Source organism: Streptomyces sp. NPDC025638 (assembly GCF_055558775.1).
On record NZ_JBVHLX010000002.1, the window covers coordinates 727046 to 748677 of the forward strand.

Here is a 21632-nt window from a genome sequence, read left to right on the forward strand (position 1 = left end):
GACGACGTGCGGACCCTGGCGTACGGTTCCTGGCCCTCACCCGTCGACGCGGCCCTGGCCGCCGCGCACGACGGATCCCCCGAGTGGGTCGACTTCGTCGGGGACGAGATGTGGTGGACCGAGCCGCGGCCCGCGGAGAACGGCCGGCGGACGCTGGTGCGCAGGCGGGCGGACGGCCGGGAGGAGTCCGTCCTGGCCGCCCCGTGGAACGTGCGCAGCCGGGTCGTTGAGTACGGCGGACGGCCGTGGGCCGGGACCATGCGGGGCGAGGCGCCGTTCGTGGTGTTCACGCACTTCGCGGACCAGCGGCTGTACGCGTACGAGCCCGGCGGCGAGCCGCGCCCGCTGACCCCCGTCTCCTCGGTGGGCGGTGGACTGCGCTGGGCGGAGCCGCAGTTGGACCTGCGACGCGGCGAAGTGTGGTGCGTGCTGGAGGAGTTCACGGGGGAGGGCCCCGGCGATGTGCGCCGTGTCCTGGCCGCGGTGCCGCTGGACGGATCGGCGGCCGCGGACCGGGGCGCCGTACGTGAACTCACCGAGGAACGCCACCGGTTCGTCACCGGCCCCCGGATCTCGCCCGACGGGCGGCGCGCCGCATGGCTCGCGTGGGACCATCCGCGGATGCCGTGGGACGGCACGGAGTTGGTCCTGGCCGAGATCGGCGACGACGGCACACTGCGCGGGGCGCGGACCGTGGCCGGGGGACCCGAGGAGGCCGTCGCCCAGGTCGAGTGGTCGGCGGACGGCCGTCTGCTCTACGCGAGCGACCGCGGCGGCTGGTGGAACCTCTACCGCGACGGCGAACCTCTGTGCCCGCGCGAGGAGGAGTTCGGCGGACCGCTGTGGAAGCTCGGCCACCGCTGGTTCGCCCCGCTGCGCAGCGGGCTGATCGCCGTCGTGCACGGCCGCGGCACCACCGCCCTCGGGATACTGGACCCGGAGACCGGCGAGGTCGTCGACGCCGCCGGGCCGTGGACCGAGTTCGCGCCCACACTCGCGGCGCACGGGGAGCGGGTCGTCGGCGTCGGCGCCAGCCCGCGCAGCGCCTACGAGGTCGTGGAGCTGGACATACGGACCGGCCGGGCCCGGGTGACCGGTGCCCCGCACCAGGACCCGGTGGACCCCGCCTTCTACCCCGAGCCGCAGATCCGCTCCTTCACCGGACCCGAGGGACGCGAGGTCCACGCCCACATCTACCCGCCCCACCATCCCGGCTGCGTCGCCACACCCGGCGAGCTCCCGCCGTACGTCGTCTGGGCGCACGGCGGACCCACCGGCAGGGCGCCACTGGTGCTCGACCTGGACATCGCCTACTTCACCTCGCGCGGCATCGGGGTCGCCGAGGTGAACTACGGCGGCTCGACCGGGTACGGCCGCGCGTACCGCGAGCGGCTGCGCGAGCAGTGGGGCGTCGTGGACGTGGAGGACTGCGCGGCGGTGGCGCTGGCCCTCGCCGACGAGGGCACCGCCGACCGGGCACGGCTCGCGATCCGGGGCGGCAGCGCCGGCGGCTGGACCACCGCGGTCTCCCTGACCGCAACCGACGTCTACGCCTGCGGCACGATCCGCTATCCCGTGCTGGACCTCGCGTCCTGGGGCTCCGGGGAGACCCATGACTTCGAGTCCCGGTACCTGGAGAGCCTGGTCGGGCCGCTCGCCGAGGTCCCCAGCCGGTATGCGCAGCGCTCGCCCGTCGAGCACGCCGACCGGCTCACCGCGCCCTTCCTGCTGCTCCAGGGCCTGGACGACGTCATCTGCCCGCCCGCGCAGTGCGAGCGCTTCCTCGCCCGTATCGAGGGGCGGCGGGTGCCGCACGCGTACATCGCCTTCGAGGGGGAGGGGCACGGGTTCCGGCGGGCCGACACCATGGTGCGCGCGCTGGAGGCGGAGTTCTCCCTGTACGCTCAGGTGTTCGGGCTGAACCCGCCCGGAGTGCCGAAGCTGGAGCTGGCCAAGTGAAACGACTCCGACGGCCGTCCCGGCTGGCCCCGGGCGCCCGGGTGGCCGTGGTCGCTCCCAGCGGACCGGTCGCCGAGGAGCGCCTGCAGGCCGGTCTCGACCTGCTGCGCGGGTGGGACCTGGAACCGGTGGTCGCCCCCCACGTCCTGGACGTGCACGAGGACCTCGGCCACCTGGCGGGCGCCGACGCCGACCGCGCCGCGGACCTGGAGCGCTCCTGGTGCGACCCGTCCGTGGACGCCGTGTTCTGCGCCCGCGGCGGCTACGGCGCACAGCGCATGGTCGACCTCCTCGACTGGGAGGCGATGCGCGCCGCCGGGCCCAAGGTGTTCGTGGGCTTCAGCGACATCACCGTCCTGCACCAGGCCTTCGCCACCCGGCTGGGCCTGGTCACCCTGCACGGCCCGGCGGCCGCCGGTGTCGACTTCATCAAGAACGAGCGGGCGCGCGAGCATCTGCGGGCCACGCTCTTCGCCCCGGAGACGGTCCGCACCCTGACCTCCCGCGGCACGGCCCTCGTGCCGGGGCGGGCCCGGGGGGTCACGCTCGGCGGCTGTCTGAGCATGATCGCCAGTGACCTCGGCACACCCCACGCCCACCCGGGTGCCCGGGGCGGGCTGCTGATGATCGAGGACGTCGGCGAACAGCCGTATCGCCTCGACCGGCTGCTGACCCAACTGCTGCGCACCGGCTGGCTGGACGGTGTCGCGGGGATCGGGCTCGGGTCCTGGAGCGGGTGCGGGCCCCATGAGCGGGTGCGGGCCGTGCTCGCCGACCGGCTCGGCGGCCTCGGGGTGCCCGTGCTGGAGGAGTTCGGATTCGGCCACTGCGAGGGGGCGTCGACGATCCCGTTCGGGTCGGCGGCCGAACTCGACGCGGACGCGGGCACGTTGACGCTGGACGAGCCCGCCCTGCGCTGACCCTCACCCGGAAGGTCGCGTCCGGCGGCGGGGTCCTCGGCCAGGCCGTAGGGTGGCGAGATGCCGCACACCGCATCCCGCTATCTCGCCGAAGGCCCACGCGTCGGTATACGCCACTTCACCTACGACGACGGTCCGGAGTTCGCGGCCCGGGCCCGGGAGAGCAAGGACCTGCACCACCCGTGGCTGTTCCCGCCGGCCACGGAGGAGGCGTACGCCGCCTACGCGGGGCGGCTGATCGAGGACCCGACCAAGGCCGGCTTCCTGGTCTGCGAGAAGGACAGCGGGGCCATCGCCGGGTTCATCAACATCAACAACATCGTCGGGGGCGGCTTCCAGTGCGGCGCCCTCGGTTACGGCGCCTTCGCGCACGCGGCCGGGCGCGGGCTGATGCGCGAGGGACTGGACCTGGTGATCGGCCATGCCTTCGGACCGATGCGGCTGCACCGGCTGGAGATCAACGCACAGCCCGGCAATGCCGCCTCCATCGCCCTCGCCCGCGGCGCCGGCTTCCGGCACGAGGGCTTCTCGCCGGACATGATCTACATCGACGGCGCCTGGCGGGACCACGAGCGGTGGGCGATCACCGCCGAGATGCGGGCTTCCGGTTGATCTTCATGGTGTCGAGGTCGGTGACCGTCGACTTCAGACCCGTGAAGCCGTGGCCGAGGCCGCGCAGCGTGGCCTCGGCGCGGTCCTCGGCGATCGCCCCCGCCATCTCCTCGCCGTCGGCCGCGTCCGACACCACCACGTACCGCATCGAGAAGTGCTTCAGCGGCGACGCCTCGTACGACAGCGTGCCCTCCTCGGTGAACCGCATGCTGGTCAGCCCGTGCTCGGCCGCCTCGGCCGGCAGCCGCTCCCGGCTCTCGTCGCTCAGCCCGTCCCAGGTGCCCCGCACGATGACCCGGTAGGTGTGCTGCTCGCCCATTGCGCCGTTCCGTCCCTTGCCGATACCGATGGACGACCGACTGTACGTCGACGGGACGCACCCGCACCCGGAATTTCACGGCGCCCGACGCCCCCTCCGCCCCCGGGCTCGTGGCGGCCTTCTGCCTGGCCTCGTGGCGGCCTTTGCGGAAACCTGACCGTTACGTCCCCTGGCCGGTTCGGCGGGCGGCGGGTTCCATGGTGATCGTGACGACGATCCGACGTGACGTACTGACGCTGCCCGCCGCGGAGTTGGGGACGGACAACCCGCTGCCCCCGTTGCGGCCGCTCGACGAGGTCCACCGCATCGAGGACCGCGACCGGGGGGACCTGCCCCGGGACATGGCCCGGCAGCTCGGTTACGAGCCGCTGCGCAGTCTGCTGCCCGTGCGCGTCCGGGACGGGTACGGCAGAGTGCGCGAGCCCCGTGCCGTCGACGCACTCGTGATCGAGAACGACCGGCTGCGCGCCACGGTCCTGCCCGGCCTCGGCGGCCGCGTCGTGTCGCTGGTCCAGCTGCCGTCCGGCCGTGAACTCCTCTACCGCAACCCGGTGTTCCAGCCCGCGAACTTCGCCCTCAACGGCGCCTGGTACTCCGGCGGCATCGAGTGGAACACCGGCGCCACCGGCCACACCACCCTCTCCTGCGCACCCCTGCACGCCGCCCGCGTCCCCGCCCCCGACGGCGGCGAGATGCTCCGCCTGTGGGAGTGGGAGAGACTGCGCGACCTGCCCTTCCAGGTCGACCTGTGGCTGCCCGACGGCTCCGACTTCCTGTACGTCGGCGTCCGGATCCGCAACCCCCACGAGCGGCCCGTGCCCGCCTACTGGTGGTCCAACATCGCCGTGCCCGAGGAGCGTCGGGTGCTCGCCCCGGCCGAGGAGGCCTGGCTCCCCCACTGCCTTGAGGGCGTGGGCGGTACCCCCACCGGATACGAGCGCCGACTGCGCCGGGTCCCGGTCCCCTCGTACGACGGCATCGACCGCACGTACCCGCTCAACAGCCCTTACGCCGCCGACTACTTCTACGAGGTGCCGGACGGCCGGCGCCGCTGGATCGCCGCGCTCGACGCGGACGGGCACGGGCTGGTGCAGACCTCGACCGATGCGCTGCGCGGCCGCAAGCTGTTCGTGTGGGGCTCGGAGCCCGGCGGCCGGCGCTGGCAGGAGTGGCTCACCGAACCCGGCACCGGCGGCTACTGCGAGATCCAGGCCGGGCTCGCCCGCACCCAGCTGGAACATGTGCGGCTGGAGGCGGAGAGCGAGGTGTCCTGGCTGGAGGCGTACGGGCCGTTCGACGCGCCGCCGCAGGGCGAGTGGCCCGCGGTGCTGCGCACGGCGGAGGCACGGCTGGAGGCGGCCCTGCCACGGGCGGACGTCGATGCCGCGTACGCGGCCTGGAAGCCGTGCGCCGACACCGAACCGGGCGAGCGGCTCGCCACCGGATCCGGCTGGGGCGCGCTCGAGGTGCTGCGCGGCGATCTGAAGCTGCCCGGCACTCCGTTCGACGAGGCCACGCTGGGCGATGCCCAGACGCCCTGGCTGGAGCTGCTGCGCTCCGGGTCCCTGCCCGAACCGCGCCGGGTGCGGCCGCCCGGCCAGACGCTCGTCGCCCCGCACTGGCGGGACATGCTGGAGACCGCGCCCGCCACCCCGCTCACCGAGTACCACCTCGGTGTCGCCCAGTGGCACTCCGGCGACCGGGCGCAGGCGGTGCGCAGCTGGGAGCGCGCCCTGCCGCTCGCGCCCTCGCTGTGGCCGCTGCTGCGCTGTCTGGCCGTGGCCGACCAGGAGTCCGGCCACCACGAGCGGGCCGCCGACCGGTACGCCGAGGCATTCGACGACCTGTGCCAGGAGCGGCGCGACGACGGCGGCCTGTGGACGGCCGCCACCGCCGCGCTCGGCCGCGAGACCCTGCACGCACTGCTCAGGGTCCGGCGAGCGGCCGAGGCGCGTGCCGTGTGGGAGCGGCTGCTCCCGGCCGTCCGCGAGCGGGGCCGGTTCCGGCTCCTGGAGGCCGAGCTGCTGCTCGTGGAGGGCCGGCGCGAGGAGGCCAGGGCCGTCTTCGACGACGGCTTCGAGGTGGCCGACCTGCGGGAGGGGGACGAGACGATCAGCCGGCTGTGGGCCCGCCTCGGCGACGATCCGCTGCCCGGCCGCCACGACTTCCGTATGCGCCCAGACACGCCCTGACCCGGCCGGGGGCGCCGGTGGGGCTCAGCCCCCGTGGTCCACGTACTCGAAGATCGCCCCGTCGGGATGCATCGCGATCAGATTGCGGCCCGCCGGCGTCGCGACCGGCCCCGCCACGATACGGGCGCCCAGCTCGGTCAGCGTCCGATGGGCGTCCTCGACGTCCTTGACGGCTATCGTCGCCGCCACCTTGCGCAGCACCTCCAGCTCGGCCTCAGGGCCGCTCATCAGCAGAAAGGAGCCGACCGCGGCGACCTGGACGCCACCGCGCCCGGACCGGAGAGCTCTGCTGCCCGCGAGGCGTTCGTAGAAGGGGACCGCGGCTTCGAGGTCGTCGACGCAGATGCGCAGCGAGGCGCCCAGAATCTCCATGCGCACGAGCCTAGTTCCGGTGGTCCCGGGAGGAGATCGCTTCGGCGGATCGACCGCGCGAGGACGGCGCGACGACCGCGCGCCCGGCGGCCGCGTTACGGCCCCCCGGGCAGGGGTACCCGGAGCCGCATGGAGCCCTTGGATCACCTTGAACACCTGGACAAAGAGCTGGTGGACGAGCTGGCGCAGGTGGCACGCGAGACCGTGCGCGACGAGCTGCGCGAGCAGACGCGCAAGCAGCGCCGTACGGCCATGCTGTACGGCGCGTCCGGCGCCGTAGCCCTGTACGCGGGCGGTGCCCTCGCCCTCGCCCTCGGGCTGGCCCTCGCGACCGGCCTGCCGGGCTGGGCGGCGGCTCTGATCACCGCGGCGATCCTCGGCGTGATCGCCTACGCGCTGCGCGGCATGGCCAGGCCGAGCCACCCGCACGCGACGCCCCACCCGCCCAAGCCGTCGGAGCCGCCGCGCTGGCCCGGCACCGACCCCGAGGCGCCGCACCACCGGGCGTGAGACCGGCCGGGTGCCTCGCCCGCACCGCCCGGGGCCCTGATGTGCGCACGTTTGGGCGCCCCGGTCAGGGGGACGCGGTATGTCTCGGACGAGCCACACCGCCGGAGGCGTACCGTGAGTCGACCCCGCATCGTGATCGTCGGCGCCGGTTTCGCCGGGTACCGCACGGCCCGCATCCTCTCCCGGCTGACCAGGCAGCGGGCCGATGTCACCCTGCTGAACCCGACCGACTACTTCCTGTATCTCCCCCTGCTGCCCCAGGTCGCCGCGGGCATCCTGGAGCCACGCCGGGTCACCGTCTCCCTCCGCGGCACCCTGCGCGATGTGCGGCCGGTGCTGGGCGAGGCGGGCCACGTCGACCTCGACGGGCGCACCGTGCACTACACGGACCCGGAGGGCGGCGTCGGCACCCTGGCCTACGACCGGCTCGTGCTCGCCGTCGGCAGTGTCAACAAGCTGTTGCCGGTCCCCGGCGTCGCCGAGCACGCGCACGGCTTCCGCGGCCTGCCCGAGGCGCTGTACCTGCGTGACCACGTGACCCGGCAGCTGGAGCTCGCCGCCACCTCCGACGACCCCAAGAGCGCCGCGGCCCGGTGCACCTTCGTGGTGGTCGGCGCCGGCTACACCGGTACCGAGGTGGCCGCGCAGATGCAGCTGCTCACCATGGATCTGGCGCGCAGGCATACGCTGCCGGCCGGGGTGCGGCCGCGCTGGCTGCTCCTGGACGTCGCGCCGCATGTGCTGCCCGGGATGGACGAGCGGCTCTCGATCTCCGCCGGCCGCGTGCTGCGGCGGCGGGGCGTCGAGGTCCGCACGGGCACCTCCGTGAAGGAGGCCACCCATGACGGAGTCCTGCTCAGCGACGGCGAGTTCGTCGAGACGCGGTCCCTGGTCTGGTGCGTGGGCGTGCGGCCCGATCCGCTCGTCGAGGCTACGGGGCGGCCGCTGGAGCGGGGCCGGCTCATCGTCGACCCCTACCTGCAAGTGCCCGGCGGGGCAGGGGTGTTCGCCTGCGGGGACGCGGCCGCCGTGCCCGATCTGACCAACCCCGGGACGTTCACGCCGATGACGGCGCAGCACGCCTGGCGGCAGGGAAAGGTCGCCGCGAACAATGTGGCCGCGTCGCTCGGCATCGGTGAAAGCCGCCCGTACCGCCATCGCGACCTGGGCTTCGTGGTGGATCTGGGCGGCACCGAGGCCGCCGCCGACCCGCTCGGCGTGCCCCTGTCCGGTCTGCCGGCCGCCGCGGTCACCCGCGGCTACCACCTCGCGGCGCTGCCCGCCGTCCCCAACCGCGTCCGCGTCGCCGCCGACTGGCTCCTGGACGCCGTACTGCCGCCCCAGGGAACCCAGTTGGGGCTCGTCCGGTCCTGGTCCGTGCCCCTCGACACAGCCTCTCCGGAACTGGCCCGGGTGCCCGGCGGTCCGGAGCACCACCTCGCCCCCGGCCCAGTGAAGCGCGCCGACATCCCCGCGGAAGGAGACTCATGAACACCGCCGAACCAGCCGAACTCGCCGAAGTCGCCGAAGTCGCCCAGCAGTTGCGGGTGGACAGTGTGCGGGCCGCCGCTGCCGCGAGGTCCGGGCACCCGACGTCGTCCATGTCCGCCGCCGACCTGATGGCGGTGTTGCTCGCCCGCCATCTGCGCTACGACTTCGACCGCCCGTCCCACCCGGGCAACGACCGCCTCGTGCTGTCCAAGGGGCATGCCTCGCCGCTGCTGTACTCCATGTACAAGGCGGCCGGCGTCGTCGACGACGCCGAGCTGCTCACCTTCCGCAGGCTCGGCAGCCGCCTTGAGGGGCATCCGACGTCACGGCGGCTGCCCTGGGTGGAGACGGCCACCGGCTCGCTCGGCCAGGGCCTGCCGGTCGGCGTCGGTATCGCGCTGGCCGGCAAGCGGCTGGACCGCACCGAATACCGCGTATGGGTGCTGTGCGGTGACAGTGAGCTGGCCGAGGGCTCCATCTGGGAGGCCGCCGAGCAGGCGTCGTACGAGCACCTGGACAACCTGATCGCGATCGTGGACGTGAATCGGCTCGGCCAGCGCGGCCCCACCCGGCACGGCCACGACCTGGACGCCTACGCGCGGCGCTTCCAGGGTTTCGGCTGGCACACCGTGGAGATCGACGGCCACGACCTGGAGGCGGTCGACCGCGCCTACCGCGAGGCCGAGTCCACGAGCGGGCGGCCCACCGTGATCCTCGCTCGCACCCTCAAGGGCAAGGGCGTCGCCTCCGTCGAGGACCGCGAGGGCCTGCACGGCAAGCCGCTGCCCGACCCGCAGGAGGCGGTCGCCGAGCTGGGCGGTCCGCGCGATCTCCATGTCCGGGTACAGGAGCCGCCCGGCGCCCGGATGCCGCACTCCGTCGGCACCGAGTCGCTCGAACTCCCGCGCTACGACAGGGGCGACAAGGTCGCCACCCGGGACGCCTTCGGCAAGGCGCTCGCCGCGCTCGGCACCGCCCGCGGCGACGTCGTCGCCCTGGACGGCGAGGTCGGCGACTCCACCCGTACCGAGTACTTCGCCAAGGAGCACCCCGACCGCTTCTTCGAGTGCTACATCGCCGAACAGCAGCTCGTCGCCTGCGCCGTCGGCATCGCCGCGCGCGGCTGGATGCCGTTCGCCTCGACCTTCGCCGCCTTCTTCACGCGCGCCTACGATTTCGTGCGCATGGCCTCGATCAGCGGCGCAGGCATCAACCTGGTCGGCTCGCACGCGGGTGTGGCGATCGGTCAGGACGGGCCCTCCCAGATGGGCCTGGAAGACCTGGCGATGTTCCGGGCGGTGTACGGCTCGACCGTGCTCTACCCGTGCGACGGCAACCAGACCGCGAAGCTCGTGGGCGCCATGGCCGGCCTGGACGGCGTCCGCTATCTGCGCACCACGCGCGGCGAGAGCCCGGTCGTCTACCACCCGGACGAGGAGTTCCCGGTCGGCGGCAGCAAGGTGCTGCGCTCCTCCGAAGAGGACCGGCTGACCGTGGTCGCGGCCGGGGTCACCGTCCACGAGGCGCTGGCCGCGGCCGACTCGCTGGAGACCGAGGACATCCGGATCAGGGTCGTCGACCTGTACTCCGTCAAGCCGGTCGACCGGCACACGCTGCGGCAGGCGGCGGAGGAGACGGGCTGTCTGCTCACCGTCGAGGACCACCACGAGGAGGGCGGCCTCGGGGACGCCGTCCTCGACGCGTTCTCCGACGGCAGGCCCGTGCCGCGCCTGGTCCGCCTCGCCGTCCGTACGATGCCGGGCTCGGCCGCGCCGGACCAGCAGCTGCACGCGGCGGGCATCGACGCCGAGGCGATCGCGGCGGCCGGACGCCTGCTGGTGGAGGAGGCGGTCGTACGCTGAGCGACGACGAGCGGAGGGTGCGGACGGGCCGCCGTACGGTGCCCGCCCACCGCCCATCGAGTACCACCGGGCCGTCGCCCGCTTCAAGCTGCCGCACCTGCGCGGCCGCCCCCTGATGCTGGAGCAGTACCCGGACGGCCTCGACGGCCCGAGGTTCCTGCAGAAGAACGTTCCCGACGGCTACCCGGAGTGGATCATCCGCGCCGAGGTGGTCAAGGAGGGCGGCACGGTCACACACGTCGTCTGCGACGCCGCCGCCACCCTCGTCTTCCTCGCCGACCAGGCCTGTCTCACCCTCCACCGCCGACTCTCCCGCACCGGCCGCCCGCACCGGCCGGACCGGATGGTCTTTTCGACCTCGACCCCGCCGACGACGACTTCGGCGCGGTGCGCGAGGCGGCCCGGTGGCTCGGCGAACTGCTCGACGAGCTGAAGCTCCCTTCGGTGCTCATGACGACAGGATCGCGCGGACTGCACGTCGTCATGCCGGTCGACGGGCGTCACGACTTCGACGAGGTGCGCGCTTTTGCCGGAGAGGCCGCCGAGCTGCTCGGCGCCGAGCACTCCGACCGGCTCACCACCGCGGCCCGCAAGAAGGACCGCGGAGACCGGCTCCACCTCGACGTGCAGCGCAATGCCTACGCGCAGACCGCCGTCGCCCCCTTCGGCATCCGCGCCCGGCCGCGCGCCGGTCGCGGTGCCAGTCTCCTGGGAACAGCTCGACGACCCGGACCTCGGCCCACGCCGCTGGACCGTCGAGGACGCCGCCGACCAGGCACGGACCGACCCCTGGGCGGGCGTGCTGAGGCGGGGACGCGCGCTGGGACCGGCGCGGCGCCGACTTCGGGCACTGCGCGATTGATAGCGCTCGTCAAGGTTTGGTCCACGCTTCGATGGCCACCCGGTGCAGGAGGTGGTCACAACGAACACAAGAGACACAGAAAATGCCAAGCCGTCACGGAACGTACACGACTCCCAGGAGTCGCGCAAAGCCACCGACACGCACCGTAAGGACAATCGGCCGAGCCGCGTCGAGGTGCTCCGCCAGGCGCGCGCCCAGCTCGCCGAGCTGACGGGTATGGCCGCCGAGTCCGTGTCGTCCTTCGAGCAGACGGACGACGGCTGGTCGCTGGAGGTGGAGGTCCTCGAACTCGCCCGCGTGCCCGACACGATGAGCCTGATGGCGAGCTACCAGGTCGATCTCGACCCCGGCGGTCAGCTCACCGGATATCGCAGGACCCACCGCTACGAGCGGGGGCGAGCCGAAGCACACAGGCCGGGCGGCCGCTAGTCGGGCCGCCCGCGACCAAAACACTTCCCAGCACGAGGAGGATCGGCCGGCATGACAGTTGTCCCGGCACAGCAGACCGGCGGTGGAGGCGGAAGCAGCCTCTACGACGTACTGGAGCTCATCCTCGACCGAGGACTCGTCATCGACGCGTTCGTGCGGGTCTCCCTGGTCGGCATCGAGATCCTGAAGATCGACGTACGGGTCGTCGTGGCCAGCGTCGACACCTACCTGCGCTTCGCCGAGGCGTGCAACCGGCTCGACCTGGAAGCGGGCCCGCGCAAGACCCCCGGCCTCCCCGACCTGGTCGGCGAGATCACCGAATCCGGCGCGCGCGGCAAGTCCAAGGGCGTGCTGTCCGGTGCCGCCGAGACCGTTTCCGACGCCTTCAAGCAGGCGCGTGACGAAGTCTCCGCCGGTGAGACCGAACGGCGGCCGAGGCCCCGCAAGACCACCGCGCGCAGGAAGGAGGAGCAGGAGTGAGCACCTACGTCTACGGCATCACGGCCGTCACGCACCCTTCCCTCCCAGAGGGCATGGGCGGCGTCGGCGATCCACCGCGGCTGGTGCGCATCCTGCGGGAGGGCGAGCTGGCCGCTGTCGTCAGCGACGCCCCCGAAGGGCTGCGCCCCAAACGCAAGGAGCTGCTCGCCCACCAGAACGTGCTCGCCGAGACCGGCGCGGCCGCCTGCGTGCTCCCCATGCGGTTCGGCAGCGTCGCCACCGACGACGACAGCGTCACCGGTGTGCTCGCCGAGCGCGCCGACCACTACGCGGAACGCCTGCGGGCCCTGGACGGGAAGGTCGAGTACAACATCAAGGCCACACACATCGAAGACGCCGTGCTGCACCGCGTGATGTCCGAGGACCCGGAGTTGCGTGCCCTGGCCGAGTCCAACCGGAAGGCGGGCGGCGGCAGCCACGAGCAGCGGCTGCACCTCGGCGAGCTGGTTGCGGCCGCGGTGCAGGCGCAGGAGGCCCAGGACGCGGCAGAGCTGCGGCAGGCCTTGGAGACGGAGGCGGGCGCCGTGAGCGCCGGCCCCGAGTCCACCGGCTGGCTGGCGAATGTGTCGCTCCTGGTGGACCGGGACTCCGCCGAGAGGCTCCTGGCGGCCGTCCAGCGGTTCCGCGCAGCCCACCCGCACCTCGACGTGCGCGTCAACGGGCCGCTGCCGCCCTACAGCTTCGTCGAGCCGGGCCCGTCCCAGCCGGCGGGCACCACCGCGGCCGGCGACGGCGCGGAGACGGGATCGGGGTAGTGCCATGGGACTGATCTCAGAGGTGCTGCTGCTGCCGTTCGCGCCCGTGCGCGGTACCGGGTGGGTGATCCGGCAGGTCGTGGACGAGGCGGAGCGGGTGTACTACGACCCCGCCACGGTCCGGGCCGAACTCGCCGCACTCGAACAGCGGTTGGAGGCGGGCGAGATCGACGAGGAAGAGTTCGACCGGCTTGAGGACGAGCTCCTCGACCGGCTGGAGATCGCCCTGCGCCGCGGCGCGGGGACCGACAATGGGACATTCGCATGAATCGCATGGGGTTGGGCCTCGCCCTAGGGGCCGGATACGTCCTCGGACGGACGAAGAAAATGAAGATGGCACTCGCGCTCGGCTCGCTGGTGGCCGGGAAGCGGCTGCACCTGAGCCCGCGGATGGTTACGGACCTGGTGTCCCAGCAGCTGCGGGACAACCCGCAGTTCAAGGAGATCGGGGAGCAGCTGCGCGAGGAACTGCGGGGCGTCGGCCAGGCCGCCTCCGGCGCCATGGTCGAGCGGCAGATGGAGGCCCTGGCCGACCGTCTGCACGGGCGCACCGCCGAGGTGCGCGATCAGCTCGAGGGACTCGGTGACATCGGCCCGGAGAAGGGCTCGGAGGAATCCGAGGACGGTCAGGACGAGGAGGAGACCACCGAAGAGGCCGAGGGCAGGGAAGAGACCGACGAAGCCGCCGAAGGCGACGGTGCCGGATCCCGGACGTCGGGGAAGGACACGGCGCAGACGGCGGCCAGGAAGGCCCCCGGCAGGGACACCGCCGCCGCCAAGCGGGTGGCGAAGAAGGCACCGGCGAAGCGGGCCGCCCAGAAGGCCCCCGCGAAGAAGCCGGCAGCGAAGGAGACGACGGACAGGAAGAAGACGGCAGACAGGAAGAAGACGCCCACGGGCGGGAGCGCCGCACGGGGTGCCCGGGCCCGGCTTCCGAAGGGAGGCGGCGAGTCATGACCGAGACCCTCGGATCCGCGCCGTCCGCGAACGGCAAGGCCAAGGACAACCCACTCGGCCGGCTGGCGGAGAGCGAGGCGGCCGACCGGCTGAAGGCCGAGGTGCAGGAGTACCTCGGCGCCCAGGCCCAGCGCATGCTGGTCGGCGTCGGCCGCAAGCTGGGCGAGACCACCGGGAAGCTCAACGACATCGCGGAGGGCAACAGCCCCGGCTTCGGCCGGCTCGCCCTCGATGCCGGCCGCAAGTTCGCAGAGGGCAAGGGCCCGCTGCGCTCCGCTCTGGAGCTCGGCGCCTCGCACGCGAAGGACAGCGTGGTCGGCGCCCTGAAGAACCTCGTCGGCGGCAAGGGCAAGCGCAAAGGCCGCGCGGGTCACAAACCGACGGTCATCATCGAGTACATCGATGTCGGCGTACCGCTGCGTACCGCCTACGACCAGTGGACCCAGTACCAGGACTTCAGCAACTTCGCGAAGGGCGTGAAGAGCGCGAGCCGCGCCGACGACACGAACTCCGACTGGCAGCTCAAGGTCTTCTGGTCCAACCGCAGCTGGAAGGCGCGCACCACCGAACAGATACCCGACTACCGCATCCAGTGGACGTCGGAGGGTGCCAAGGGCACCACGAAGGGCGTGGTCTCCTTCCACGAGCTCGAGGAGAACCTCACCCGGGTCCTGCTGGTCATGGAGTACTACCCCAGCGGGCTGTTCGAGAAGACCGGCAACATCTGGCGGGCGCAGGGCCGCCGGGCCAGGCTCGACCTCAAGAACTTCGCCCGCTTCATCACCCTCAAGGGCGAGGCCGAGGACGGCTGGCGCGGTGAGATCCGCGACGGCGAGGTGGTCCGCAGCCACGAGGACGCGGTCGCCGAGGAGGAGGAAGGGTCCGACGAGGAGCAGCAACCGGAGGACGAGGCGGAGGAGTACGAGGCCGAGGGCGACGAGGAGCCGGAGGAGTACGAATCCGAGAACGAGGAGGAGGCGGAGGACGAAGGCGAATCCGAGTACGAGGACGAGTACGACGAGGACGACGAGGCCGAGACCGAAGAGGAACCCGAAGAGGCGTCCGAAGACGAGTACGCCAAGAGCGGGAGCCGTCGATGACGACGTCCGCCAGGCTCCCGGAGCCGTACGGCCAGAGCAGCAGCGCGAACCTGGCCGACATCCTGGAGCGCGTGCTCGACAAAGGCATCGTCATCGCCGGCGACATCCGGATCAACCTGCTCGACATCGAACTGCTCACCATCAAACTGCGGCTCATCGTCGCCTCGGTGGACAAAGCGAAGGAGATGGGCATCGACTGGTGGGAGAGCGACCCGGCCCTGTCCACTCGCGCCCGCCGCGACGAACTCACCAGGGAGAACGCCGAACTGCGTGAACGGCTGGCCGAGTTCGAGCCGGGCCTGTCCACTCGCGCCCGCCGTGACGAACTCACCAGGGAGAACGCAGAGCTGCGTGAACGGCTGGCCCAGCTGGAGCCCGGCCATGGTCGGAAGGAGGCCCCATGAGCGGGATGACTGGTCTGCGGTACGTCTACGCGGTCTGCCGTCCGTTCGACGCGGCCCTGCAGTCCCAGCTGACGGGCGTCGGGGGCACCCCGCCGGGGCTGCTGAGACACCACGGCCTGGTCGCGGTCGTCAGCACGGTCCCGGAGGGGGACTTCGCCGAACAGCCACTCCGCGCCCACCTGGAGGACCTGGACTGGCTGAGCGCGACCGCCCGCGCCCATCAGGGCGTGATCGACGCCCTGACCACCGTCACCACGCCCCTGCCGCTCCGGCTCGCCACCGTCTTCCGGGACGACAGCGCCGTACGCGTGATGATCGAGGAGCGCGAGGACGACTTCCGGCGCACCCTCGACCGGGTAGAGGGCCGGGTGGAGTGGGGCGTCAAGGCGTTTCTGGAGCCAGAGCCACCGGAGGAGCCTGCCGCCCGCCCCGCGCGGCAGGCCGCCAGCGGCCGGGACTATCTGCGGCGGCGCCGGCAGCATGCCCGCTCCCACGAGGACAGGTGGCAGACGGCCGAGGCATTCGCGAACCGGCTCCACACGCTGCTTTCCCGGTACGCCGAGGAATCCCGGCTGCACGCCCCGCAGAACTCGGCGCTTTCCGGTGCCCAGGGAGAGAACGTGCTCAACGGGGCTTATCTGGTGCCGCGCGCCCGGTCCGAGGAATTCGTGGAACTGGTCGACCGTACGAAGGACGAGGCGCCCGGAATGCGGGTGGAACTCACCGGCCCCTGGGCGGCGTACTCGTTCACCGGCGACCTGTCGGAGGAGGAGAGGTGACCGCCGTCGAACGCCGGGAGGTCGCTCTGGTGGACCTGCTCGACCGGCTGCTCGCCGGGGGTGTGGTCATCACCGGGGACATCACGCTGCGCATCGCCGACGTGGACCTCGTCCGGATCGACCTGAACGCCCTGATCAGCTCGGTGAGCGACCAGGTGCCCGCCCCGTGGCCGGAGGTGACGTCGTGACGGAACGCAGGAAGCGGATGGACCTCGACCCCGACACGGTTGAGCGCGACCTCGTCAAACTCGTGCTGACCCTGGTCGAGTTGCTGCGTCAGCTGATGGAACGGCAGGCGCTGCGCCGGTTCGACACCGGCGAGCTGAGCGAGGAACAGGAAGAGCGCATCGGGCTCACCCTGATGCTCCTGGAGGACCGCATGGCCGAGCTGCGCGACCGCTACGGACTGCGACCCGAGGACCTCAACCTGGACCTCGGGCCGCTCGGGCCGCTGCTTCCGCGGCAGTGAACTCACCGCCGCTGCGGGCTCACCACCGGTACCAGCGGCTCCTGCTTCCGGTGGCGCTGGTGCCGCGCACCAGGAATCCCAGCAGCCACAGCACGAGTACTGCCAGGGCAATCCACCAGAGCATTTTCACTGCGAATCCGGCACCGAAGAGAATGAGCGCCAAAAGCAGTACCAGCAGGATGGGAACCATATTGTCAACCTCCTGCATTCCGGGTATCCCCAAAGCCCGGGATCAGGCCTCCTTGCGGCAGATAATTTCTCCGTGGAGCACGGCGAACCAGCCGTCCTCCCGCTTTCCCCATTCCCGCCAGGCCTCAGAAACGGCCCGCAGTTGCCCGGCGGTCGCATGACCGCCCTCGGTCGCGCGGTCCGCGTACGTGGAGGCGACGGTGCGGTCCGCCCACAGACCGCTCCACCACGCGCGCTCCTGTGGCGTGGCGAATGTCCAGGTGCCGGAGGTGGCCGTGATGTCCGTCAGCCCGGCGGCCAGCGCCCAGGACTTCAGGCGCCGGCCGGCGTCCGGCTCACCGCCGTTGGCGCGGGCGACCCGGCGGTACAGGTCCAGCCAGTCGTCCAGCCCCGGTACCTGCGGGTACCAGGTCATCGCCGCGTAGTCGGAGTCTCGTACGGCGATGAACCCGCCGGGTTTCGTGACCCGGCGCATCTCGCGCAGCGCCCGCACCGGGTCGCCGACGTGCTGCAGCACCTGGTGCGCGTGGACCACGCAGAACGTGTCGTCCGGGTAGTCCAGGGCGTGTACGTCGGCGACCGTGAAGTCCACGTTCTCCAGGCCCCGTCCGGCGGCCGTGGCCCTGGCCTGGTCGAGGATCCCCGGCGCGTGGTCGACGCCGGTGACGTGTCCGTCGGGGACCAGCGCCGCCAGGTCGGCGGTGATGGTCCCGGGGCCGCAGCCGATGTCCAGGATCTTCATATGGGGCTTGAGTGAACCGAGCAGATAGGCCGCCGAGTTGGCGGCGGTCCGCCAGGTGTGCGAACGCAGCACCGACTCGTGGTGCCCGTGGGTGTAGACGGCGGCCTCCTGCGGCTTCGTCATGGCGGAACCCCTTCTCGTTGTACCGGCACACGGGGCGGCGGGCCCCGTCCTGCGGTACGCACCACGGTAAGCGCGCGTGCCGAATGATGAGACCTGCGTTTCGCAATGTGGACTGACGGAATGATCAGAGCAGGAGTCGCCCCGGGTGCACCGGGCGGTACACGGTCAGCCCCACGGGCAGCTTCTCCACCGTCACCTCACCCGCCACCGCGGTGACTTCACCGTCGTACGCAAGGGGTGTGCCGGGTGCGACACCGGCGATGCGCAGCCGTCGCAGCTTGACCGCCCGGTGGGTCGAGGAGCTGGTCAGCGGGCCCGCCACGGCGGCCGCCAGCAGCCGCAGCGCGGGCCGGCGGCCGCCGTGCACCACACGCACGTCCAGCAGGCCGTCCGCCAGATCCACGCGCCGCCCGGGCGTGAGACCCACGCGGTGGTAGGTGCAGTTGCCGACGAACAGCAGCCACAACGGCCTGCTCCGGCCGCCGAGTTCGACCTCCAGCGGATGCCGGTCGGCGCGCAGCACGCGCAGCGCGCCGAGCACCCCGGCGGGCCAGCCGCCGATGCGGTGCGACCACTTGTCCCGCTCGCGCACCAGCTCCGGATAGACGCCCAGACTGAGCGTGTTGAGGAAGATGCCCTCCTGGTGCCCGGAGACGAAGCGGCCCACGTCAACCCGCACGGCCTCGCCATGGCGGACCGCCCGCCCCAGGTCCCGTACGTCCTCCACGCCCAGGTCGTACGCGAAGTGGTTGAGGGTGCCGCCGGGCAGCACCGCGAGGGGCAGGCCGTGGCGCAGGGCGGCCGCCGCGGCCGCGTTCACCGTGCCGTCGCCGCCGCACACCCCGAGGGCCCGGGCCCGCGCGGCCGACTTCTCCAACTCGGCGCCCATGTCCTCCGGTTCGCACTCGACGACCTCCGCCTTCGGCAGCGTGTCCCGCAGCGCGCGCACCCGGTCGGCGGTGCCCGAGGCCCGGTTGGCGACGACCACCAGGCCGTCGCCGTCGGGCAGCGCCGGGGCGTCCGCGCGCGGCCGGGCCGGCGGGGTGAGCTGGCCGCGCGTCGGCACCAGGCCCCGTACGGCGAACGCGGCGCCCGCGCCGAGGGCGGCTCCCGCGAGGACGTCGCTGGGGAAGTGGACGCCGGTGTAGATACGGGACATGGCGACCGAGAACGCCACCGGCGCGATCACCGCGCCCCAGGCCGGGGACTCCAGGGCCACTCCGGTCGCGAAGGCGGCCGCCGACGCCGAGTGCCCGGACGGGAACGACGTGGTGATCGGCTGCCGCTTCAGCTGCCGCACCAACGGGACCGGATCCAGGACGGGCCGGGGGCGGCGCACCGAGCGCTTGCCGAGGGTGTTGATGGCCAGCGAGGCCACGCCCAGGGAGGCGATGCCGCGGACGGCCGCCCGGCGGGCGCGCGGTGTGCGGACCGCCGACATCGCCGCCGCGGTCGCGAACCACAGCACGCCGTGGTTCGCGCTCCGGCTCAGCCGCGGCAGCACGGGTCCGGCACCGGGCCAGTGGCGCTCGGCGGCGCTCTCGAAGAGACGGGAGTCGAGGCCGAGCAGCCAGTCGCGCAGGACGTGCCGGCCGGGCTTCAGGACAGTGAGATCGACGTCTTGGCTCATGCCGGGGCGGGTACCCTGAAGTCGCCGTTTCCGTGCGCGGGCGGTGCGAACGAGTGAGAGGAAGCCCGAATGCGCCTGCTCCTCGTCCGCCACGGCCAGACCCCGTCCAACGTCGACTTCCTGCTGGACACCGCCGTACCCGGGCCCGGTCTGACCGTGCTCGGGGAGCGGCAGGCCGCCGCTCTGCCGCAGGCGCTCGTGGACGAGGGCATCGAGGCCGTCTACGCGTCCACCCTGGTCCGTACGCAGCTGACGGCGGCCCCGCTGGCGGCCGCCCGCCGTCTCGACGTGCTCGTCCGGGACGGCATCCGCGAGGTGTCCGCCGGGGACCTGGAGATGCTTCCCGGCGACTCGGAGCGCGGCCGGTTCTACATGGAGACCGTGTTCGCGTGGGCGGCCGGCGACACCGGGCTGCGGATGCCGGGCGGGGAGAGCGGCGCGGAGGTGCTGGGGCGCTACGACGCCGTGATCGCCGAGGCCGCGGGGAGCGGCGCCTCGACCGTGGCCATGGTCAGCCACGGCGCGGCGATCCGGATGTGGACGGCCGCCCGCGCCGACAACGTCGACATCCCCTTCGCCGCGGACCGCCCGCTGGAGAACACCGGTGTGGTGGTTCTGGAGGGCTCCCCGTCCGACGGCTGGAAGGCCCTGTCCTGGGCGGGAGCGGTCGTGCTGCCGGCGGGGGAGGGCGGCCCGACGGGACGGCCGCAGCCGCTGGGCCGGACCGGCCTCGGCGCCCTTCGGCCGCACCGGCCCAGGGGAGGGGACGCGGCCGGATAACGGTTTGCGCAGGTGGGGGGTGCCCCGCAGAATGCGTCCCCATGGGACATCTGGAAGCTGCGCACCTCGAGTACTACCTCCCCGACGGGAGGGCCCTGCTCGGGGATGTGTCCTTCCGGGTGGGCGAAGGCGCCGCGGTCGCCCTGGTCGGCCCCAACGGCGCGGGCAAGACCACCCTGCTCCGGCTGATCTCCGGCGAGCTGAAGCCGCACGGCGGCACCGTCACGGTGAGTGGTGGCCTGGGCGTGATGCGCCAGTTCGTCGGATCCGTACGGGACGAGACGACCGTACGCGACCTGCTCGTGTCCGTCGCACCGCCCCGTATCCGGGAGGCAGCGCGGGCCGTCGACAAGGCCGAGCACGCGATCATGACCGTCGACGACGAGGCCGCCCAGCTGCAGTACGCGCAGGCCCTCGCCGACTGGGCCGAGGTGCGTGGCTACGAGGCCGAGACGCTGTGGGACATGTGCACCACGGCCGCGCTCGGCGTGCCCTACGAGCGGGCGCAGTGGCGGCAGGTGCGCACCCTGTCCGGCGGCGAGCAGAAGCGACTGGTCCTGGAGTCCCTGTTCCGCGGCACCGACGAGGTGCTGCTGCTCGACGAGCCGGACAACTACCTCGACGTGCCCGGCAAGCGCTGGCTGGAGGAGCGCCTGAAGGAGACCCGCAAGACGGTCCTCTTCGTCTCCCACGACCGTGAACTCCTCGCCCGCGCCGCCGAGAAGATCGTCTCCGTCGAACCCGGTCCGGCCGGCGCCGACGCCTGGGTGCACGGCGGCGGCTTCGCCACCTATCACGAGGCCCGGCGCGAACGCTTCGCCCGCTTCGAGGAGTTGCGCAGGCGCTGGGACGAGAAGCACGCCCAGCTCAAGAAGCTCGTGCTGAACCTCCGTCAGGCCGCCTCCATCAGCCATGAGCTGGCCTCCCGCTACCAGGCCGCCCAGACCCGGCTGCGCAAGTTCGAGGAGGCCGGGCCGCCGCCCGAGCCGCCGCGCGAGCAGGACATCACCATGCGTCTGAAGGGCGGCCGCACCGGCGTACGGGCCGTCACCTGCAAGGGACTTGAGCTGACCGGCCTGATGAAACCCTTCGACCTGGAGGTCTTCTACGGCGAGCGGGTCGCCGTCCTCGGCTCCAACGGCTCCGGCAAGTCGCACTTCCTGCGCCTGCTCGCGGGCGAGGACGTGGCGCACACGGGGGAGTGGAAGCTCGGCGCCCGGGTCGTCCCCGGCCACTTTGCGCAGACGCACGCCCATCCCGAACTGGAGGGCCGCACCCTCCTGGACATCCTCTGGAAGGAACACTCCCAGGACCGGGGCGCGGCCATGTCCCGGCTGCGCCGCTACGAGCTGACGGGGCAGGCCGAGCAGCCCTTCGACCGCCTCTCCGGTGGCCAGCAGGCGCGGTTCCAGATCCTGCTGCTGGAACTCCAGGGCGTCACATCGCTGCTCCTCGACGAGCCCACCGACAACCTCGACCTGGAGTCCGCCGAGGCTCTCCAGGAGGGTCTTGAGGCCTTCGACGGGACGGTCCTTGCAGTCACCCACGACCGCTGGTTCGCGCGCTCGTTCGACCGCTATCTGGTCTTCGGCAGCGACGGCCGGGTACGGGAGACGCCGGAGCCGGTGTGGGACGAGCGCCGGGTGGAACGCGTCCGGTAGCCACGGAGGCCGGG

General features: G+C 72.5%; 24 protein-coding genes and 1 pseudogene. 20 read left to right on the forward strand and 5 right to left on the reverse strand.

Annotated elements, in window-relative coordinates:
• Positions 1-6 precede the first annotated feature (6 nt).
• The 3 genes from ACZ4EG_RS07440 to ACZ4EG_RS07450 are packed head-to-tail and all read left to right on the forward strand — an operon-like array spanning position 7 to position 3491.
• Complete coding sequence (locus tag ACZ4EG_RS07440) at positions 7-1959, forward strand: S9 family peptidase (protein ID WP_467789987.1); 1953 nt, start codon at positions 7-9, stop codon at positions 1957-1959.
• Positions 1956-2879, forward strand: a complete 924-nt coding sequence (locus tag ACZ4EG_RS07445) for a S66 peptidase family protein (protein ID WP_467789897.1) — start codon at positions 1956-1958, stop codon at positions 2877-2879. Before ACZ4EG_RS07440 ends, ACZ4EG_RS07445 begins: the two co-directional genes overlap by 4 nt.
• Positions 2880-2939: 60 nt before the next feature.
• Entirely contained in the window at positions 2940-3491 is a 552-nt protein-coding gene (locus tag ACZ4EG_RS07450) for a GNAT family N-acetyltransferase (protein ID WP_363294695.1), read from the forward strand.
• Here ACZ4EG_RS07450 and ACZ4EG_RS07455 read toward each other — a convergent pair.
• Complete coding sequence (locus ACZ4EG_RS07455) at positions 3463-3810, reverse strand: DUF6204 family protein (RefSeq protein WP_453556204.1); 348 nt, start codon at positions 3808-3810, stop codon at positions 3463-3465. The two genes, ACZ4EG_RS07450 and ACZ4EG_RS07455, sit on opposite strands and share 29 nt — an antisense overlap.
• A gap of 197 nt (positions 3811-4007) precedes the next feature.
• Between ACZ4EG_RS07455 and ACZ4EG_RS07460 the strand changes: the two genes are divergently transcribed.
• The gene (locus ACZ4EG_RS07460; RefSeq protein ID WP_467789898.1) at positions 4008-6002 is read left to right on the forward strand and encodes a DUF5107 domain-containing protein; all 1995 of its coding nucleotides are present in this window, start codon (positions 4008-4010) and stop codon (positions 6000-6002) included.
• 24 nt (positions 6003-6026) lie between these two features.
• On the opposite strand, the gene ACZ4EG_RS07465 is transcribed toward ACZ4EG_RS07460, so the two are convergent.
• On the reverse strand, positions 6027-6374 hold the full coding sequence (locus ACZ4EG_RS07465; protein WP_467789899.1) for a VOC family protein: 348 nt from the start codon (positions 6372-6374) through the stop codon (positions 6027-6029).
• Between the two features lie 129 nt (positions 6375-6503).
• On the opposite strand from ACZ4EG_RS07465, the gene ACZ4EG_RS07470 reads away from it, so the two are divergent.
• The 14 genes and pseudogenes from ACZ4EG_RS07470 (at position 6504) to ACZ4EG_RS07535 (ending at position 16493) form a co-directional block, all read left to right on the forward strand.
• Complete coding sequence (locus ACZ4EG_RS07470; RefSeq protein WP_453556195.1) at positions 6504-6884, forward strand: phage holin family protein; 381 nt, start codon at positions 6504-6506, stop codon at positions 6882-6884.
• 114 nt (positions 6885-6998) lie between these two features.
• On the forward strand, positions 6999-8375 hold the full coding sequence (locus ACZ4EG_RS07475; protein WP_467789900.1) for an NAD(P)/FAD-dependent oxidoreductase: 1377 nt from the start codon (positions 6999-7001) through the stop codon (positions 8373-8375).
• Positions 8372-10237: a transketolase gene (locus ACZ4EG_RS07480; RefSeq protein WP_467789901.1), complete on the forward strand. Its 1866-nt coding sequence runs from the start codon at positions 8372-8374 to the stop codon at positions 10235-10237. The genes ACZ4EG_RS07475 and ACZ4EG_RS07480 overlap by 4 nt, the downstream gene beginning before the upstream one ends.
• 17 nt (positions 10238-10254) lie before the next feature.
• Positions 10255-11099: pseudogene (ligD, locus tag ACZ4EG_RS07485) on the forward strand (non-homologous end-joining DNA ligase LigD).
• A 51-nt stretch (positions 11100-11150) separates the two neighbouring features.
• On the forward strand, positions 11151-11528 hold the full coding sequence (locus tag ACZ4EG_RS07490) for a gas vesicle protein GvpO (RefSeq protein WP_467789902.1): 378 nt from the start codon (positions 11151-11153) through the stop codon (positions 11526-11528).
• Between the two features lie 51 nt (positions 11529-11579).
• Entirely contained in the window at positions 11580-12008 is a 429-nt protein-coding gene (locus ACZ4EG_RS07495) for a gas vesicle structural protein GvpA (protein WP_467789903.1), read from the forward strand.
• Positions 12005-12784 (forward strand): GvpL/GvpF family gas vesicle protein, encoded by a 780-nt coding sequence (locus tag ACZ4EG_RS07500; protein ID WP_467789904.1) that lies wholly within the window; start codon positions 12005-12007, stop codon positions 12782-12784. Before ACZ4EG_RS07495 ends, ACZ4EG_RS07500 begins: the two co-directional genes overlap by 4 nt.
• 4 nt (positions 12785-12788) lie before the next feature.
• Positions 12789-13052, forward strand: coding sequence for a gas vesicle protein GvpG (locus ACZ4EG_RS07505; protein ID WP_453556178.1), 264 nt, complete (start codon positions 12789-12791; stop codon positions 13050-13052).
• Positions 13049-13741: a DNA primase gene (locus ACZ4EG_RS07510; RefSeq protein WP_467789905.1), complete on the forward strand. Its 693-nt coding sequence runs from the start codon at positions 13049-13051 to the stop codon at positions 13739-13741. The genes ACZ4EG_RS07505 and ACZ4EG_RS07510 overlap by 4 nt, the downstream gene beginning before the upstream one ends.
• On the forward strand, positions 13738-14841 hold the full coding sequence (locus ACZ4EG_RS07515) for an SRPBCC family protein (RefSeq protein WP_467789906.1): 1104 nt from the start codon (positions 13738-13740) through the stop codon (positions 14839-14841). Before ACZ4EG_RS07510 ends, ACZ4EG_RS07515 begins: the two co-directional genes overlap by 4 nt.
• Complete coding sequence (locus ACZ4EG_RS07520) at positions 14838-15245, forward strand: gas vesicle protein (protein WP_467789907.1); 408 nt, start codon at positions 14838-14840, stop codon at positions 15243-15245. The genes ACZ4EG_RS07515 and ACZ4EG_RS07520 overlap by 4 nt, the downstream gene beginning before the upstream one ends.
• A 5-nt stretch (positions 15246-15250) precedes the next feature.
• Positions 15251-16024 (forward strand): GvpL/GvpF family gas vesicle protein, encoded by a 774-nt coding sequence (locus ACZ4EG_RS07525; protein WP_467789988.1) that lies wholly within the window; start codon positions 15251-15253, stop codon positions 16022-16024.
• Positions 16021-16212, forward strand: a complete 192-nt coding sequence (locus ACZ4EG_RS07530; protein WP_453556167.1) for a gas vesicle protein — start codon at positions 16021-16023, stop codon at positions 16210-16212. Before ACZ4EG_RS07525 ends, ACZ4EG_RS07530 begins: the two co-directional genes overlap by 4 nt.
• A 17-nt stretch (positions 16213-16229) precedes the next feature.
• The gene (locus tag ACZ4EG_RS07535) at positions 16230-16493 is read left to right on the forward strand and encodes a gas vesicle protein K (RefSeq protein ID WP_453556407.1); all 264 of its coding nucleotides are present in this window, start codon (positions 16230-16232) and stop codon (positions 16491-16493) included.
• A 19-nt stretch (positions 16494-16512) separates the two neighbouring features.
• Here ACZ4EG_RS07535 and ACZ4EG_RS07540 read toward each other — a convergent pair whose 3' ends face one another.
• The 3 genes from ACZ4EG_RS07540 to ACZ4EG_RS07550 form a co-directional block, all read right to left on the reverse strand.
• The gene (locus ACZ4EG_RS07540) at positions 16513-16683 is read right to left on the reverse strand and encodes a hydrophobic protein (protein ID WP_467789908.1); all 171 of its coding nucleotides are present in this window, start codon (positions 16681-16683) and stop codon (positions 16513-16515) included.
• Between the two features lie 42 nt (positions 16684-16725).
• On the reverse strand, positions 16726-17547 hold the full coding sequence (locus ACZ4EG_RS07545) for a class I SAM-dependent methyltransferase (RefSeq protein WP_467789909.1): 822 nt from the start codon (positions 17545-17547) through the stop codon (positions 16726-16728).
• Between the two features lie 124 nt (positions 17548-17671).
• Complete coding sequence (locus tag ACZ4EG_RS07550; protein ID WP_467789910.1) at positions 17672-19177, reverse strand: phosphatase PAP2 family protein; 1506 nt, start codon at positions 19175-19177, stop codon at positions 17672-17674.
• Positions 19178-19246: 69 nt separating this feature from the next.
• Between ACZ4EG_RS07550 and ACZ4EG_RS07555 the strand changes: the two genes are divergently transcribed.
• Positions 19247-19957 (forward strand): histidine phosphatase family protein, encoded by a 711-nt coding sequence (locus ACZ4EG_RS07555; protein WP_467789911.1) that lies wholly within the window; start codon positions 19247-19249, stop codon positions 19955-19957.
• Between the two features lie 41 nt (positions 19958-19998).
• Positions 19999-21618: an ABC-F family ATP-binding cassette domain-containing protein gene (locus tag ACZ4EG_RS07560; RefSeq protein ID WP_467789912.1), complete on the forward strand. Its 1620-nt coding sequence runs from the start codon at positions 19999-20001 to the stop codon at positions 21616-21618.
• Positions 21619-21632: the final 14 nt, after the last annotated feature.

Coding starts and splice junctions, on each gene's coding strand:
- ACZ4EG_RS07450 (WP_363294695.1), top strand. CDS start 2,940: ATGCCGCACACCGCATCCCGCTATCTCGCCGAAGGCCCACGCGTCGGT.
- ACZ4EG_RS07455 (WP_453556204.1), bottom strand. CDS start 3,810: ATGGGCGAGCAGCACACCTACCGGGTCATCGTGCGGGGCACCTGGGAC.
- ACZ4EG_RS07460 (WP_467789898.1), top strand. CDS start 4,008: ATGGTGATCGTGACGACGATCCGACGTGACGTACTGACGCTGCCCGCC.
- ACZ4EG_RS07465 (WP_467789899.1), bottom strand. CDS start 6,374: ATGGAGATTCTGGGCGCCTCGCTGCGCATCTGCGTCGACGACCTCGAA.
- ACZ4EG_RS07470 (WP_453556195.1), top strand. CDS start 6,504: ATGGAGCCCTTGGATCACCTTGAACACCTGGACAAAGAGCTGGTGGAC.
- ACZ4EG_RS07480 (WP_467789901.1), top strand. CDS start 8,372: ATGAACACCGCCGAACCAGCCGAACTCGCCGAAGTCGCCGAAGTCGCC.
- ACZ4EG_RS07495 (WP_467789903.1), top strand. CDS start 11,580: ATGACAGTTGTCCCGGCACAGCAGACCGGCGGTGGAGGCGGAAGCAGC.
- ACZ4EG_RS07505 (WP_453556178.1), top strand. CDS start 12,789: ATGGGACTGATCTCAGAGGTGCTGCTGCTGCCGTTCGCGCCCGTGCGC.
- ACZ4EG_RS07510 (WP_467789905.1), top strand. CDS start 13,049: ATGAATCGCATGGGGTTGGGCCTCGCCCTAGGGGCCGGATACGTCCTC.
- ACZ4EG_RS07515 (WP_467789906.1), top strand. CDS start 13,738: ATGACCGAGACCCTCGGATCCGCGCCGTCCGCGAACGGCAAGGCCAAG.
- ACZ4EG_RS07520 (WP_467789907.1), top strand. CDS start 14,838: ATGACGACGTCCGCCAGGCTCCCGGAGCCGTACGGCCAGAGCAGCAGC.
- ACZ4EG_RS07525 (WP_467789988.1), top strand. CDS start 15,251: ATGACTGGTCTGCGGTACGTCTACGCGGTCTGCCGTCCGTTCGACGCG.
- ACZ4EG_RS07535 (WP_453556407.1), top strand. CDS start 16,230: ATGGACCTCGACCCCGACACGGTTGAGCGCGACCTCGTCAAACTCGTG.
- ACZ4EG_RS07540 (WP_467789908.1), bottom strand. CDS start 16,683: ATGGTTCCCATCCTGCTGGTACTGCTTTTGGCGCTCATTCTCTTCGGT.
- ACZ4EG_RS07545 (WP_467789909.1), bottom strand. CDS start 17,547: ATGACGAAGCCGCAGGAGGCCGCCGTCTACACCCACGGGCACCACGAG.
- ACZ4EG_RS07550 (WP_467789910.1), bottom strand. CDS start 19,177: ATGAGCCAAGACGTCGATCTCACTGTCCTGAAGCCCGGCCGGCACGTC.
- ACZ4EG_RS07555 (WP_467789911.1), top strand. CDS start 19,247: ATGCGCCTGCTCCTCGTCCGCCACGGCCAGACCCCGTCCAACGTCGAC.
- ACZ4EG_RS07560 (WP_467789912.1), top strand. CDS start 19,999: ATGGGACATCTGGAAGCTGCGCACCTCGAGTACTACCTCCCCGACGGG.